Consider the following 14211-nt stretch of genomic DNA (forward strand, 5'->3'; position numbering starts at 1 on the left):
CTTAATGGTTATTTCGCCAATAGTCCAATCTCGGGCTGGAAAAAAACCATTGCGTTGGCTTAATGGTTATTTCGCCAGCAGTCTAATCCCGGGTTGAAAAAAAACTAGGTTCTACCGAACCTGGTATGTAAAATCCTCGCGCATCAGACAGGAAAACACTTGCTACGAGAGCGTTTTAGGCCAGCCTTGCCTGTTCTTGATAAGGAAAGAAATTAGCAGAGGATTCAATATTGCTGCTGGCAAAGGTTTGATTGCGTTTTTGGCTGCAACTTTCCATAGTAAGTTCGGTAGAACCTTATTTTATAATACGACTCTATAGGTGTCAGTTAAACGCAAACATGCCATGATTCCAGATATTCGCGATTTTTATCGCGCCACTAACCCCGATAAAGCGCTGGTGGTAGCCAATGCTGAGGATAAAAAATATTATATCGATTTTGCGGCGGTGCGCGGCGGCGACACGATCGAGAAACTGAAGAAAAAAATTACGTTTTTCGACCTAGATAAACCCACTTTTGCCTTATTTATCGGACATATTGGCTGTGGAAAATCTACCGAACTCCTGCGGCTGAAAATGGAATTGGAAACTGAGGGATTTTATGTGGTGTACTTTGAGTCCAGTGAAGACTTGGAATTAAATGATGTGGATACGGTTTATGTGTTGGATCGCCCGTCGCATCAGTCAAAGTTTGGACAGTATTACCTTGGAGGAACCGAAGAAACTCAAGGAATTGCTGCAAGGTGCATGGCGGGTTTTCAATGCCGAAGTTACCGGGGTGAAAGGCAAAATTCCCGGTGTGGGAGATGTGGGAATTAGCGGTGACGGGAATAAGTTTACCCTAAGGTTGGGAATTGGCGAAATTACCGCGAAAGCGAAAGATGATGCGAAGCTGCGGGAGGGACTGAATCAGTTTTTAGGGCCGCGAAAAACTCAGTTAATCGAGGCGATTAATACCGAATTGCTCGAATCGACAATCGCCAAATTAAAAGCGCAAGGCAAAAAAGGATTAGTGGCGATTGTGGACAATCTCGATCGCATCGATAACCGTGCCAAAGCTTGGGGAAAGCCGCAACAAGAATATCTGTTTGTAGACCAAGGGGAATATTTTAAAAAGTTGCACTGTCATCTGGTGTACACCATGCCCTTGGCGCTGAAGTTTTCTAATAGTTATGCCAATCTCACTCAGCGATTTGACGACCCAAAAGTGTTGCCAATGGTGCCAGTGCGATCGCCCGCCAGGAATAACCATGAAGGGGGGATGAAACTGCTGCGACAAATGGTTCTGGCGCGGACATTTTCCCACTGGGACGAACAACAGCGGTTAGGGACAATTCCAGGATTTTTGAAAGTGCGGAAACCTTGGATAGCCTGTGTCGAGTCAGCGGGGGTCACCTGCGGCATTTGCTAAAATTATTAAATGCCTGGATTATGGAGGAAATGCAATTTCCTTTGGGTGGCGAAACCTTGGAACGGATAACTGTGGACTGTCGTGTAGAACTGGAACGAGAAAGAAAGCAGCGCCTGCAGACCCAGGAGGAGTTAGAACAAACGAAACGGGCAAAGCAAAGATTAGAGGACGAGAATCAGAAAGCAACCCACCGAATTCGCATAGGCACCGGCATTTTTACTGTTTTCTTAATTGCTGCCGGAATCGCTGACGGATTCGCACTGAAAACCACTCAAACCCTAGGGGAATCCCGAGAGGGAACGCGCATCGAACGCCAAGGGTTGAATGCTCTGCGAACATTTGAAGTGTACTCCATCGATGGATTGGTTTAAGCGATCGCTGCGGGGCAAGACTTAAAGGTTCTAGCGGGAGACAAGCGTTCCCTCGCCAACTATCCCATTATGAGGCCAATGGTCGCATTGCATGCCAAACTCCTTGACATTCGGGAGCGCAATCAACTCCAGCATTAGAATAGGGTCAATAGCGCCAGTTTCAGGCCCGACGCGGCGGGCATCGTCACTACCTCAGATGACAAAACCGCCCGGGTGTGGAACCGCTGTGGCAAGCTGGTGGCGCAACTCACCATCAGGGTGCGCTCAACAGCGCCAGTTTCAGCCAGGGCGGCGAGTTTCCGCAAGGCGTTGCGGTGGAATCCCCAGTTAGATTTCGATCCGGAAGTGAAAGCGCAGCAGCTTGCACGGGAGTAGGAGTTATTGGTTATTGGTCATTGGTCATTTGTTCGTAGGTCTGGTCATTTGCGATCGCGATTCCGTTAAATTAGTCCGCGTAGGTGGGCTAGGTTCGTTTACCACACCCTTCTAGGGTGCGGGGCTTTTTTCCCATGAATCGGGTGGCGGGGTTGCTGTGTCACCCCCGGCGGTTATTTGTCTGATGTGCCACGAATCGGGTGGCGGGGGTTACGCACCCTACGCTTGAACCAATGACCAATCACCAATGACCAATCACCAATCACCAATCACCAACCAATTGGGTGGCGGGGGTCACGCACCCTAAACCTGAGCTTTTTCGATATAGACCATTCGGGTCTGGATGGTAATTCCTGTAGTTGGAGAAGTCCATCCCTGGATAAAATAATCCTCTTTGGCGTGGGGGAAGTCGAGTTGGGAATGGTCGTAAACTGGCACAACACAATTGCGTTTGTACTCTTCTGTCACCTGGTCGAGACTCAAGAGAATTGACTGGCGGGCAATTCGGTCAATATGGGCGATAACGGGGTGGATATTTTTAACGCACAGCAAAGAACTTAACGCCAACACGAAGTCGTATGAACGATTTGGAAGTTTGGGAAGGGCTTCTTCAACGGGTTCGTGAATGATGGTATAGCCTCGCTGGGCGGCGCGCTCGAGCATATTGTGGGAAACGTCAATTCCCGTATAGTCAAATTCTCCCGGAAGTAACTCTTTTAACAAACCCGTTCCACAGCCGATATCGAGAATGCTACCTCTCGTCGAGGGAACGTACTTTTGAAAAAGTTTAGCCCCTTCATCAAGATGGCGAGCGTCAAATTTAGGAGATTTTACAGCCTCGTCGTAGGTGGAGGCAAACCTATCGTAAAACTCCTCAGCAGAGGTTTTAGTCGGCATTTTTATTTATCCCAGATTTTAATTAATACGATCGCATTATAGAGACAAGAGAGACAATCAGCAAGCAAACCTGGGCGATTTTCAACCTCAAGACAACCGGAAGGCACTCTGATGGACGCACAGGCTGATGAGAATTCTAGGGAAGAAGAATGGGCTAATAATTCTGGAATGAAATTGTCCACCTCTGTCATTTGTTATTTGTTATTTGTGATGGGGATTCCGTTAAATTAGTTTGCGTAGGTGGGGTTTGTTCGTTTACCACACTCTTCCAGCGGGGGTGGTGCTGTTTGTTATTTGTCATTTGTCATTTGTCATTTGTCATTTGTTATTTGTTATTTGTGATGGGGATTCCGTTAAATTAGTCCGCGTAGGTGGGGTTTGTTCGTTGACCATGCCCTTCCAGCGGGGGTGGTGCGTGACCCCCGGCGGTTTTTTTGATGTGCCACGAATCGGGTGGCGGGGGTCACGCACCCTACGCTTGAACCAACAACCAATGACCAATGACCAATGACCAATGACCAATGACCAACAACCAATGACCAATGACCAATGACCAATGACAAAGGACTGAGGACAAATGACCAATGACCGATTCTTGGGATAATTTGATAGGTAATGCTGGAAAGTCCTAGAAAATAGAAATGACTCATTCCACGGATATTCTGACGTTGGCGCGCTGGATGGCGGCTGATTTCAGCAATCAAGAACAAGCGATCGAAAATCCGCCGTTTTTCGCCCACATTCGGGTCTGTATGCGACCTTTGCCCTATTCCCTGGTGGATGGGGTGAGTCTTTATTTAGAACAAGCTTATGATTACATGCTCCAGACTCCCTATCGGGTGCGGGTGTTAAAGTTAGTGCCGGTGGGCGATCGCATTCACATCGAAAACTACAAACTTGCTTCGGAAGAATCCTTTTACGGGGGGGCGCGCGATCCGGTGCGCCTGCAGGGGTTGACCCGGGAAATGCTGGAAAAAATACCCGGTTCGACATTCATCACCGAATGGACGGGAAACAGCTTTAAAGGCAAAGTGGAACCGGGAAAAGGATGCATTGTGGTTCGCAAAGGCAAAACCACCTATCTCGATAGCGAATTTGAAATCGATCCGGAGATTTTTACCAGTCACGATCGCGGCAGGGATCCGGAAACCGACGAGCATGTTTGGGGAGCACTTGCCGGTCCATTTGTGTTTACAAAACGGTTAGCCAGTTTTGCCTCGGAGGTGCAATCAGGTCCGCAAGCAAATTAACCCGCCACTCCCTTCCGGGGAAATAGGGTGGGAGAGTGGGATTTGCAGCGGGGGGTGAGTTGCCAGAGCGATCGCAATTGCGATCGCCAATCCCCCCAGCGATCGGGGAATTGTTAACTGGAATACACAGCAGGGGTGGGGGTAACGATAAGTAAAGCTGATAATTTTGGGCGAGAACTTACCCAATCGTTAATTCTCGGGCGATCGCGCCGGTCAACTGCAGGGGGAAAAAACAGCAGTTTTCCCGCATCAAACCCCCACCCTTCAAGGGCGATCGAACCCCATGCAACTTAGAGAATCTAAATATGTCATGGGGTACACAAACCTGATAGAGTTACCGAGTATTGGCAAGCAAAAATCATCAACTTATGAAAGTTCTGGTTATTGGTGGTGACGGCTATTGCGGTTGGGCAACCGCACTTTACCTCTGCTCGAGAGGTTACGAAGTCGGAATCTTAGATAGTTTAGTGCGTCGGCACTGGGATTCGCAGCTATGCGTAGAAACCCTCACCCCGATCGCACCGATTCAACAACGGCTGCAGCGCTGGAAGGATATCACCGGCAAATCCATCGATTTATTTGTAGGCGATATCACCGACTACAGCTTTCTGAGCAAAGCCCTGCATCAATTTGAACCCCAAGCGATCGTTCACTTTGGCGAACAGCGATCGGCCCCCTTCTCCATGATCGACCGGGAACATGCCGTCCTCACACAAGTGAACAACGTCGTCGGCACCCTGAATCTGCTCTACGCGATGAAAGAAGACTTCCCAGAGTGCCACCTCGTCAAACTGGGAACGATGGGCGAGTACGGTACACCAAACATCGACATTGAAGAAGGTTATATCACCATCGAACACAACGGGCGCAAGGATACCCTACCGTATCCCAAGCAACCGGGCAGCTATTATCACTTAAGTAAGGTTCACGATAGCCATAACATCCAATTTGCCTGTAAAATCTGGGGATTGCGCGCCACGGACTTAAACCAGGGCGTGGTGTACGGCGTTCTCACCGAACAAACCGGCATGGATGAGATGCTAATCAACCGCCTCGACTACGATGGCGTATTTGGCACCGCCCTGAACCGCTTCTGCATTCAAGCCGCCGTAGGCCACCCCCTGACGGTGTACGGGAAAGGCGGACAAACCCGAGGATTCCTGGACATTCGCGACACCGTGCGCTGCATCGAACTGGCGATCGCCAACCCCGCAGACGCCGGCCAATTCCGGGTCTTCAACCAATTTACCGAACTCTTCAACGTCGGCGAGTTAGCCATCAAAGTCAAACAAGCGGCCATTTCAATGGGACTCCATGTGGAAATCAACCACCTCGAGAACCCCAGAGTCGAACTCGAAGAACACTACTTCAACGCCAAAAACACCAAACTGCTCGACTTAGGCTTACAACCCCATTATCTCTCCGACTCCCTACTCGACTCCCTGCTTAACTTCGCCATCAAATACCAGCACCGCGTGGACAAAAATCAAATTCTGCCAAAAGTCTCTTGGCGTCGATAGCACATTTCCGACAAAAAAGCAAGGAGTTTCGCGGCGCGATCGCCAAGCTCCTTGTGCCACAACCCCGACACCGGAGCGGAAGAATAGCGGCCTAAAAAACCCCCTCCAACAGCCACCTGGAGCGGGGTTCCACCCCGGGGCAAATCTCGCCACTGGCGCGAAGATTTCCCCCATTCCCGGGCGAAACTGCTCCCGAACCCCAAAAAAAACCCGAGAACGGCGATCGCACTAACGCATTCAAAATTCAAAAATGAGAATAGCGCTTTTTACCGAAACCTTTTATCCCAAAGTCGATGGCATCGTCACGCGCCTGTGTCACACCGTCGAACAACTGCAACGCGCTGGGGATGAAGTGCTAGTAGTCTCCCCAGATTACGGCATCAGCGAATACAAAGGGGCAAAAGTTCATGGAGTCGCCGGTTATCCCTTACCCCTTTATCCCGAACTAAAACTGGCATTTCCCACCCCCTCCTTACGGCGAGCGATCGAACAATTCCAGCCCGACTTAATTCACGTAGTCAACCCCGCCGTATTGGGATTAGGCGGCATTTATTACGCCAAATCCCTGCGAATTCCCTTAGTCGCCTCCTACCATACCCACCTACCCCAATACTTGCACCATTACGGCTTAGGAATGCTCGAACCGATTTTGTGGGAATTCCTCAAAGGAGCGCACAATCAAGCCGAACTCAACCTCTGCACCTCAATGGCAATGGTAGAAGAACTGCGAAACCACGCCATCGAACGAGTAGACCTGTGGCAGCGCGGCGTAGATACCGAGCTATTCCAACCCAGTTTAGCCAATTCAGAAATGCGCGATCGCCTCACCCAAGGTCATCCCCAAAGTCCCCTGCTCTTATTCGTAGGACGCCTCGGGGCCGAAAAAGAAATCGATCGCATCAAACCAGTCCTAGAAGCCATTCCCGATGCCCGCTTGGCATTAGTCGGCGACGGACCGAACCGACAGCAACTCGAACAGCATTTTGCCGGCACCCCCACCCACTTCGTCGGCTATCTGCACGGTAAAGAACTCGCCAGTGCCTTTGCTTCCGCTGACGCCTTTATCTTTCCCTCGCGCACCGAAACCCTGGGACTGGTATTGTTAGAAGCAATGGCCGCCGGCTGTCCCGTAGTAGCTGCCGCCCGAGGAGGCATTCTCGATATTGTCACCGATGGGGCGAACGGGTACTTATTCGATCCAGAAGCCGAAGATGGCGCGATCGCCGCTACCCAACGCCTTCTCGCCAACCAAATCGAACGGCAAACCCTGCGAAACAACGCCCGCCGGGAAGCCGAACGCTGGGGATGGGCCGCCGCCACCGCGCAACTGCGACGGTACTATCAATCGGTCCTCGATAGCACTCGCTTGCCCCTCGCCGCTTGAGGCACCGCCCCCACCAAGACCCGATTGAGAATTGAGCCGCCACCCTCCCACCCCCGCTCAATTCTCAATCCCCCATTCTTCCCCCTCACCCTGACTTCTACAGATTCGGTCCGCATAGCGTACCATAGTAAAAGGCCAACTCCAGAGAGAATTAAAAAACCTGGGGTCGGTCTCAACTGAGCGGCAAACAGTGGCGTCCTAATTGCAATGACATTTTCTGGTAGTGGTAGCGTACTGGCTACATTGACGCGAGTCGGTCGGATGGGTGAGCTGACCCGCCGAGTCAAGGATATGGAGGTAACAGAATTTGTCTGCATCCTTGATTTTATTACCGCCGAGTTTCAGCAATGTCTGCTCGCCATCGACCTGATTAATAACGAAGCGCTCGAAACCCTGCTCGAGCAACTCCTCGATGCCTTCACGTTAAAAATCAGTCAAATCCTGCAAGCCGATCGCACCACCATTTTTTTGGTCAATTTAGACCAAGCCCAACTTTGGTCCAAAATTAGCGAAGACGCCACCGGAAAAACCACCGAAATTCGCGTGCCGATGAATGTGGGGATTTTGGGTCACGTCGCCACCACCGGGGTGGGGGTGAAAATTGCCGATGCCGAAAACCACGAGTTATTTAGCGCCGAAGTAGACAAACCCCCGGGAATCGATAAAATTAGCAGTCTGCTGTGTCAGCCAATTTTTAGTAGCAAAGACCCCGAACAAGTGGTGGCGGTGGTGCAGATGCTCAACAAAGCCGGTGAGGTGCCGTTTACCAGCGAAGATGAATTGCAGTTTGGCGGGTTTGCTACTTCCATCGGAATTATTCTAGAAAGCTGTCAGTCGTTTTATGTCGCCGCCCGCAATCAGCGCGGGGTCAGCGCCTTGTTGGAAGCAACCACGACTCTGGGTCAAAGTCTGGATTTAGAAACGACTTTGCGATCGGTAATGGACCGGGCGAAGGACTTAATGCAGGCCGATCGCAGCACTCTGTTTTTACTGTGCAAGCAAACCGGCGAACTGTGGACGAAAGTGGCGTCCGCCGATGGCTCAACTTTAATGGAAATTCGGATTAGTGCCGATAAAGGGATTGCCGGCTATGTGGCTTCCACCGGCCAAACGCTCAACATTGTGGATGCCTATCAAGACCCCCGCTTCGACCCCACCACCGATCGCAAAACCGGGTACAAAACTCGCAACATTCTCTGCATGCCGGTGTTTAATGCCTCGGGAGAATTAATCGGCGTTACTCAACTGATTAACAAGCACAAAGGCAGTTTTAATACGTCGGACGAGGCTTTTTTGCGCGCTTTTAACGCTCAGGCGGGCATCGCGTTGCAAAATGCCCAGTTGTTTGAAAATGTTCTGCTCGAAAAGCAGTATCAAAAGGATATTTTGGAAAGTCTTTCCGATGCGGTGATTTCTACGGATATGGCGGGGCGCATCGTGACGATTAATGAAGCGGCGTTGGAGTTGTTAGGCTGTCCGGTTCCCCGAGACAATCAGGAACAATTGTTGTTTTGGGAAAGCAAATTGCAAGGGCGCTATTTGTGGGATGTGGTGCCGATTGAAAATCTGCAATTTCGCGTGGAAGATAGCCTGCAACAGGGGGCAAAACATTACGTGCCCGAACAGAGTTTATTGGTGGGAATTGTGGAGTCGGAAACCTCGGAGGGGGAAAATCATCTGCTAGCTATTCGCGATCGGCACAATCCGGAGTATTACATCCTGTGGAACGATCGCGCCGCCGACCCTGATGCCGAGGCTGCCCCAAGCACACCAGTGCATAAAAGTCAAGTCAAAGAAATCGAGCGCAGCATCAATCTGACGGTGAATCCCCTCACTAACCCGGAAGGCGGGGTGCGCGGCGGATTGGTAGTCCTGGAAGATATCAGTCGGGAAAAGCGGATGAAAACTACCATGTATCGCTACATGACTCCAGGAGTCGCCGAACGAGTGATGGCCCTGGGGGAAGATTCCCTGATGGTGGGAGAACGCAAGGAAGTGACTATTCTGTTCTCGGATATTCGCGGCTATACGACCCTGACGGAGAATTTAGAAGCCTCTGAGGTGGTGTCTCTGCTGAATCAGTATTTCGAGACGATGGTGGAAGCGGTGTTTAATTATGATGGCACTTTGGATAAGTTTATCGGGGATGCCCTGATGGCGGTGTTTGGCGCGCCCCTGCCTTTGGAGGAACATGCTTGGAAAGCAGTACAGTCGGCTCTGGATATGCGCCGCCGCCTGCGCGAGTTTAACCGCCGCCAAAGCGAGCATACCATCCGGATCGGGATTGGGATTAGTTCCGGGGAAGTGGTTTCCGGAAATATTGGCAGTCAAAAACGCATGGACTATACCGTGATTGGGGATGGGGTGAACTTGAGCGCCCGCTTGGAAAGCGTCACCAAGGAGTATAAGTGCGATATTATATTAAGCGAGCCAACTTACGTCCTATGCAGCGATCGCATCACCGTGCGGGAGTTAGATAAAATTCGGGTTAAAGGGAAAAATAAGGCGGTGAGCATTTACGAATTAATCGGCTATCGCTCTACCCCGCTAGATGCCGAAAAAGAGCAGTTTTTGGAACTGTATCGCCTGGGACGTCAAGCCTATGTGGCCCGGGATTTCCAGCGCGCCATTATCCATTTTGAAGCCGCACAACAGCTCGAACCGGGCGATCGACCGGTGGAACTTCACCTGCAAAGAGCGCGGGATTATCTGCAAAATCCACCGCCAGAGGATTGGGATGGCGTGCATACCATGACCACGAAATAATCTCATCCCAACTCCGGCTGACCTCGGTGTGCAAAGACACTTTAGAAGGGTAGGGGGTGGGCGTTAATCCAGAAGCAGATTTTTAAAGGGAGAGCCGGCGTCTCCTTACGATAATACCTCGCACCCGGTAGCCAGTGGTAAAACCCTGACGGTGGGAGAAGCTAACACAGTATGCTTGGATCGGTGTCGCGAGTAGGTCACTTGACGCCCAGTTATGGGATGCTTTCAACATCAACATTTGGGTCGAGGCGATCGCCGCTCTGGTAAATATAATTCCAGGCTTCAGAATCCTCCAGCAAATGGGCGCGCAAAAATAAGCCACTCCATCGGGCAATGGTTTCTGTCGCCACCTCTTGGTCGAGAGTTGAACGAACCCGGTCCCGGTTGCTATCTTCATTGGTAATGCTGTAGTGGTTCGCCCCGCGCAGGGTAATCAGGGCTTTGGGGGGGTCTTGAATGTTCTCGTAGGTCTGTGCAACTGCATCCATTGCACCGCGAACCACCCCGTCGCGATCGCCTGCAATTAACCCAATCGGAATCCCCTGATTTGCCACCGGTAAAATCACCACCTCTTCTTGACTTTGGTCCCGAAATGTGGTTCCATAAAACACACCAGCTTTGAGCGCCTTTGGCCTTTCAAAAGACTCGGTACAAAGCAAGGGAAGGCAGAGATTTTGAATCGCGGCCAGTCCCACCGCTCCTCCCCACGAATGTCCGAGCAAGCCGAGTTGCGATACATCCACCCGGTCTCGCAGGGGAGACTCCGGGCGAGCGTTTTCCGCTTCAACGTAGTTTAGCACGTCATTCACCTGCTCGACCTGAGCAATTAGCCCGGAAAAATCTTCTCCCGAAACGGGGTTGGGCACACTCCGGAATCGATTGGGGACAACAACCACAAACCCATAGCCAGCAACCATGCTCGCAAAGTCAGAATACTCCGCCTTATCCACCAGCCCTCCGGGTAACAATAGGGCCAATGGCAGAGAAACCGCTTCGGAAGCACCGGGATAGTAAATATCCGCTGCATCCTCCGCCCCATTCGCCGTGGGAATCGTGGTCTCAAACCGAGTAACGGTATCAAACAGCGGTTCAGGCGTTGTGGCTACCACTGGAAGATTAGTGCAGCCCGCAAGCAATACAGCGCCTATTACCGCCACGCAAGAACCTCGAGAAGCGATTAAAGTCATTTTCTGCTCAGGAAACGAAAGGATTGGATAAAATTTACCGGGGGTTTTCTATTATTTTACCGAACTTTCATGCCATTCGCCTAAGAGGAAATCCGATAAGCGCGACAAGAGGGCAAAAATGAGAATTCCCAGCACCGTCACCATAAATAAGGCGGCAAATAGGCGGGGAATTTGCAGATTGTAACTGGCCATTAACATTTGATAGGCAATGCCGGAATTTGCTCCCCCCGTCCCGGCCACAAATTCCGCCACCACGGCACCGATTAAGGCTAATCCGCCGCTAATTCGCAATCCGGATAAAAAGTAAGGTAAGGCACTGGGAAGTCGCAAATACAACATGGTTTGCCAGCGGGAGGCTTGGTACAGGCGAAATAAATCTTTTAAGTTCGGATCGACGCTGTTTAAGCCAAAGGTGGTATTGGAAATAATCGGGAAGAAGGCGACAATCCAGGCACAAAGGACTAAGGCGGCGAAGGTATTATTTTTGAACCAGATAATGATTAACGGTGCGATCGCCACAATTGGGGTGGTTTGCAGCACGATCGCGTAAGGATAGAGGCTCTTTTCGATCCACTTACTTTGTGACATGAGAATTGCAATGAGCAATCCAGAACCAGCAGCGGTTAAAAATGCCACTACGGTAATTTTTATGGTAATGAGTAACGCGGGAAATAAAATATTCCAATCTTTTATCAGGGTTTTGAATATCAGCAGGGGACCGGGCAAGAGATAAACGGGGGTGTTGGTGACGCGCACGGCAATTTCCCAGGTCAGCAACACGAGGATGCCCACGATAATCGGCGCGATGGTATCCAGAGAAAACCACTGCTTCCAGTTGATTTTGCTGAGGAAAGAGGCGATATCTTTTTTCATATTAGGTGGTGAATTGGAGGTGAATTGTGGTAGAATGAAGGTCAGGCGATCGCCGCGATTCCGGGGCACAGCAACGCCGATTAGCCGGCAAATCCAACGGGCGATCGCGGTTGGGAGTCCATTGCTTGGGACAACGCCGCAGACACTTCCCGGCAATATTCCAGATAAGCTTCTGAGGTGCGAAATGCTCCCGTGCGCGGTAAGGGTTCGTCAATGGGAATTTCGGCGATCGCTCGTCCGGGGCGCGCCGCCATCACCACCACGCGCTTAGATAAATAAACCGCTTCGTAAATATTATGAGTCACGAAAACCACCGTGGGACGCTGTTGGTTCCACAAAGAAAGTAATTCGTCATTGAGATTCGTGCGGGTAATATCATCCAATGCGCCAAACGGTTCATCCATCAGCAAAATATTGGGTTCTGTTACCAATGCCCGGGCAATTGAAACCCGCATTTTCATCCCACCGGAAAGCTGGCGGGGATACGCTTTAGCAAAATTTGCCAGGTTGACTAATTCCAGGGTTTTGGCAATGGTTTCATCGGCGGTTTGTTTCGAGACACCTGCCAATTTTAGCGGTAAGCGAACGTTATCGCGAACTGTGGCCCAAGGCATCAATGCGGGTTCTTGGAAAACAAAAGCAAGTTGCTCTTTCAAGGTGCGATCGCGCCAGTGGATTTCACCGGTACTTTTATCGCTGAGTCCGGCAATAATTCGCAGCAAGGTACTTTTTCCGCATCCCGAAGGTCCGACTAACGTTAGGAAATCAGAGGGTTCGATGTGGAGATTGACGTCTTGCAAAGCAACCACGTCATTATTGAAACGCTTGCTCAGATTGTCAATGGCGATCGCGGTTTCGGTATTCTTCATTTGTGGCTTATTCCTTAACAGGTTTTCTTAGCATTTTACTATAAATTTTATTGACTCTGTGTAATAGTCTACTCCTTTATTGACAAACTCTAAGGTGTAGGCATCTTTATAGTTAAAGTTGGCATCTAAAACGCCAACTTCGATTAACTGTTCTGCCAAAGTTTTCCAGCGATCGTCACTCATTGCTCCGATACCGAGCGTTTTTGCATCCCCCGAGCGTATCGGGTCATATTCTGCTATCTTATTCAGGGCAAAGCTCATTAACTCATCGGTCATTTCCGGATTGTCTTGTTTTATCAGTTCGTTGCCCGGTTCTGGATTTTCCAAATAGCTATACCATCCTTCGATGGAAGCATCCACAAACCGCTCCACCAAATTCGGGTTATCCGCCACTAATTGCTTGGTGGTGTCAATCGTAAACGCATAAGGATTCAATCCCGTTTCTTTCAACGGTAAAATGATAGGCTTAAATCCGCCTTCTTTTTCGATGAGGTAAGGTTCGGACGTTAAAATTCCCTCTTGCGCCGAATTTTTATTGACTAAAAACGGGGTAACGTTGAAATTGTAAGGGCGTTGCTGGTCGGCAGTGTATCCGTACTTTTTCGCCAACAACGGCCAATAGGTGCTGCTGAGTCCAGCCGTAATAAACACGGGTTTTCCCTTCAGTTTATCTAAAGAGTCGTTTCCGACTCCGGGATGAGTGAGTAACACTTGAATTTCATCTTGAAAGATAGCGGCAAGGGTGATTTTTGGAATGCCTTGTGCCACAGCTTGCAGGGTACTAATCCCTTGCCCAATCGTAAAATCAACCAATCCCCCCATCAATAATTGCGTGGTATTTCCTTGGGGGGGGATGGGTTGAATTTCTACTTCTAAACCATAGTCTCGATAGATGCCAGTGGCTACTGCTTGATAAAACCCGCCGTATTCCGCTTCCGCTTTCCAACTCAGTCCCAATTTAATCGAGTTAGATTTTTCACTAGCCTGAGAAACAGATAGATTCTTATTGGTCGGGGTACAAGCTTCTAACAGGCCAGTTCCCAGCGCCATTCCGCTAATTTTAATAAATTGGCGACGTTTTAGGTTATAATGCTCGTGCATGAGAGTTTTTTAAGATATAAATTACTCGCTGTATGACAACGCCCTAGGTTAACCTGAGTCAGAGGTGACAGACAGGATGGGGTTATATTTGACTTGCTATTTTACCAGAGATGGGCTGTGATTCATCATAACAGTTGTGGTGAATTGAGCGATTGAGTTTGTCAGCAAGGAGGGAGACCGCAAGCTGACATGCCGGCGATCGCTCGTTT

The 14211-nt window shown here is 50.1% G+C and carries 13 protein-coding genes; 7 read left to right on the forward strand and 6 right to left on the reverse strand.

Translation table 11 applies throughout. The features are described from left to right. The first annotated feature begins 343 nt into the window (after positions 1 to 343). From AC0QH1_RS18010 to AC0QH1_RS18020, 3 genes are read left to right on the forward strand one after another with little or no spacing between them, the layout of a single operon-like run. Entirely contained in the window at positions 344 to 817 is a 474-nt protein-coding gene (locus tag AC0QH1_RS18010) for a hypothetical protein (RefSeq protein ID WP_324632634.1), read from the forward strand. Next, entirely contained in the window at positions 705 to 1409 is a 705-nt protein-coding gene (locus AC0QH1_RS18015; RefSeq protein ID WP_324632635.1) for a hypothetical protein, read from the forward strand. The genes AC0QH1_RS18010 and AC0QH1_RS18015 overlap by 113 nt, the downstream gene beginning before the upstream one ends. A gap of 29 nt (positions 1410 to 1438) precedes the next feature. Continuing rightward, on the forward strand, positions 1439 to 1780 hold the full coding sequence (locus tag AC0QH1_RS18020) for a hypothetical protein (protein ID WP_324632636.1): 342 nt from the start codon (positions 1439 to 1441) through the stop codon (positions 1778 to 1780). A gap of 134 nt (positions 1781 to 1914) precedes the next feature. Here the strand turns inward: AC0QH1_RS18020 and AC0QH1_RS18025 are convergent, their stop codons facing one another. Beyond that, positions 1915 to 2085: a hypothetical protein gene (locus tag AC0QH1_RS18025; RefSeq protein ID WP_324632637.1), complete on the reverse strand. Its 171-nt coding sequence runs from the start codon at positions 2083 to 2085 to the stop codon at positions 1915 to 1917. Between the two features lie 373 nt (positions 2086 to 2458). Continuing rightward, positions 2459 to 3052 carry a class I SAM-dependent DNA methyltransferase gene (locus AC0QH1_RS18030; RefSeq protein WP_324632638.1) on the reverse strand — a complete coding sequence of 198 codons (594 nt, stop codon included), beginning with the start codon at positions 3050 to 3052 and terminating at the stop codon, positions 2459 to 2461. Between the two features lie 641 nt (positions 3053 to 3693). Between AC0QH1_RS18030 and AC0QH1_RS18035 the strand changes: the two genes are divergently transcribed. From AC0QH1_RS18035 to AC0QH1_RS18050, 4 genes are all read left to right on the forward strand, one after another. Next, entirely contained in the window at positions 3694 to 4302 is a 609-nt protein-coding gene (locus AC0QH1_RS18035; RefSeq protein WP_324632639.1) for a chromophore lyase CpcT/CpeT, read from the forward strand. 368 nt (positions 4303 to 4670) lie between these two features. Next, positions 4671 to 5822 carry an NAD-dependent epimerase/dehydratase family protein gene (locus AC0QH1_RS18040; protein ID WP_324632640.1) on the forward strand — a complete coding sequence of 384 codons (1152 nt, stop codon included), beginning with the start codon at positions 4671 to 4673 and terminating at the stop codon, positions 5820 to 5822. Positions 5823 to 6072: 250 nt separating this feature from the next. Then, positions 6073 to 7206 carry a glycosyltransferase gene (locus AC0QH1_RS18045; RefSeq protein WP_324632641.1) on the forward strand — a complete coding sequence of 378 codons (1134 nt, stop codon included), beginning with the start codon at positions 6073 to 6075 and terminating at the stop codon, positions 7204 to 7206. Between the two features lie 207 nt (positions 7207 to 7413). Continuing rightward, the gene (locus AC0QH1_RS18050) at positions 7414 to 9972 is read left to right on the forward strand and encodes a GAF domain-containing protein (RefSeq protein ID WP_324632642.1); all 2559 of its coding nucleotides are present in this window, start codon (positions 7414 to 7416) and stop codon (positions 9970 to 9972) included. A gap of 212 nt (positions 9973 to 10184) precedes the next feature. On the opposite strand, the gene AC0QH1_RS18055 is transcribed toward AC0QH1_RS18050, so the two are convergent. The 4 genes from AC0QH1_RS18055 to AC0QH1_RS18070 form a co-directional block, all read right to left on the reverse strand. After that, on the reverse strand, positions 10185 to 11159 hold the full coding sequence (locus AC0QH1_RS18055; RefSeq protein ID WP_324632643.1) for an alpha/beta hydrolase family protein: 975 nt from the start codon (positions 11157 to 11159) through the stop codon (positions 10185 to 10187). A 51-nt stretch (positions 11160 to 11210) separates the two neighbouring features. After that, the gene (locus tag AC0QH1_RS18060; RefSeq protein WP_324632644.1) at positions 11211 to 12032 is read right to left on the reverse strand and encodes an ABC transporter permease; all 822 of its coding nucleotides are present in this window, start codon (positions 12030 to 12032) and stop codon (positions 11211 to 11213) included. Positions 12033 to 12112: 80 nt separating this feature from the next. After that, entirely contained in the window at positions 12113 to 12901 is a 789-nt protein-coding gene (locus AC0QH1_RS18065; protein WP_324632645.1) for an ABC transporter ATP-binding protein, read from the reverse strand. A 27-nt stretch (positions 12902 to 12928) separates the two neighbouring features. Continuing rightward, positions 12929 to 14002, reverse strand: coding sequence for an ABC transporter substrate-binding protein (locus AC0QH1_RS18070; RefSeq protein WP_324632646.1), 1074 nt, complete (start codon positions 14000 to 14002; stop codon positions 12929 to 12931). Between the last annotated feature and the right edge of the window lie 209 nt (positions 14003 to 14211).

It is taken from the genome of Phormidium sp. CCY1219 (genome assembly GCF_055795085.1).

Coding starts and splice junctions, on each gene's coding strand:
- AC0QH1_RS18010 (WP_324632634.1), top strand. CDS start 344: ATGATTCCAGATATTCGCGATTTTTATCGCGCCACTAACCCCGATAAA.
- AC0QH1_RS18020 (WP_324632636.1), top strand. CDS start 1,439: ATGCAATTTCCTTTGGGTGGCGAAACCTTGGAACGGATAACTGTGGAC.
- AC0QH1_RS18030 (WP_324632638.1), bottom strand. CDS start 3,052: ATGCCGACTAAAACCTCTGCTGAGGAGTTTTACGATAGGTTTGCCTCC.
- AC0QH1_RS18035 (WP_324632639.1), top strand. CDS start 3,694: ATGACTCATTCCACGGATATTCTGACGTTGGCGCGCTGGATGGCGGCT.
- AC0QH1_RS18040 (WP_324632640.1), top strand. CDS start 4,671: ATGAAAGTTCTGGTTATTGGTGGTGACGGCTATTGCGGTTGGGCAACC.
- AC0QH1_RS18045 (WP_324632641.1), top strand. CDS start 6,073: ATGAGAATAGCGCTTTTTACCGAAACCTTTTATCCCAAAGTCGATGGC.
- AC0QH1_RS18050 (WP_324632642.1), top strand. CDS start 7,414: ATGACATTTTCTGGTAGTGGTAGCGTACTGGCTACATTGACGCGAGTC.
- AC0QH1_RS18055 (WP_324632643.1), bottom strand. CDS start 11,159: ATGACTTTAATCGCTTCTCGAGGTTCTTGCGTGGCGGTAATAGGCGCT.
- AC0QH1_RS18060 (WP_324632644.1), bottom strand. CDS start 12,032: ATGAAAAAAGATATCGCCTCTTTCCTCAGCAAAATCAACTGGAAGCAG.
- AC0QH1_RS18065 (WP_324632645.1), bottom strand. CDS start 12,901: ATGAAGAATACCGAAACCGCGATCGCCATTGACAATCTGAGCAAGCGT.
- AC0QH1_RS18070 (WP_324632646.1), bottom strand. CDS start 14,002: ATGCACGAGCATTATAACCTAAAACGTCGCCAATTTATTAAAATTAGC.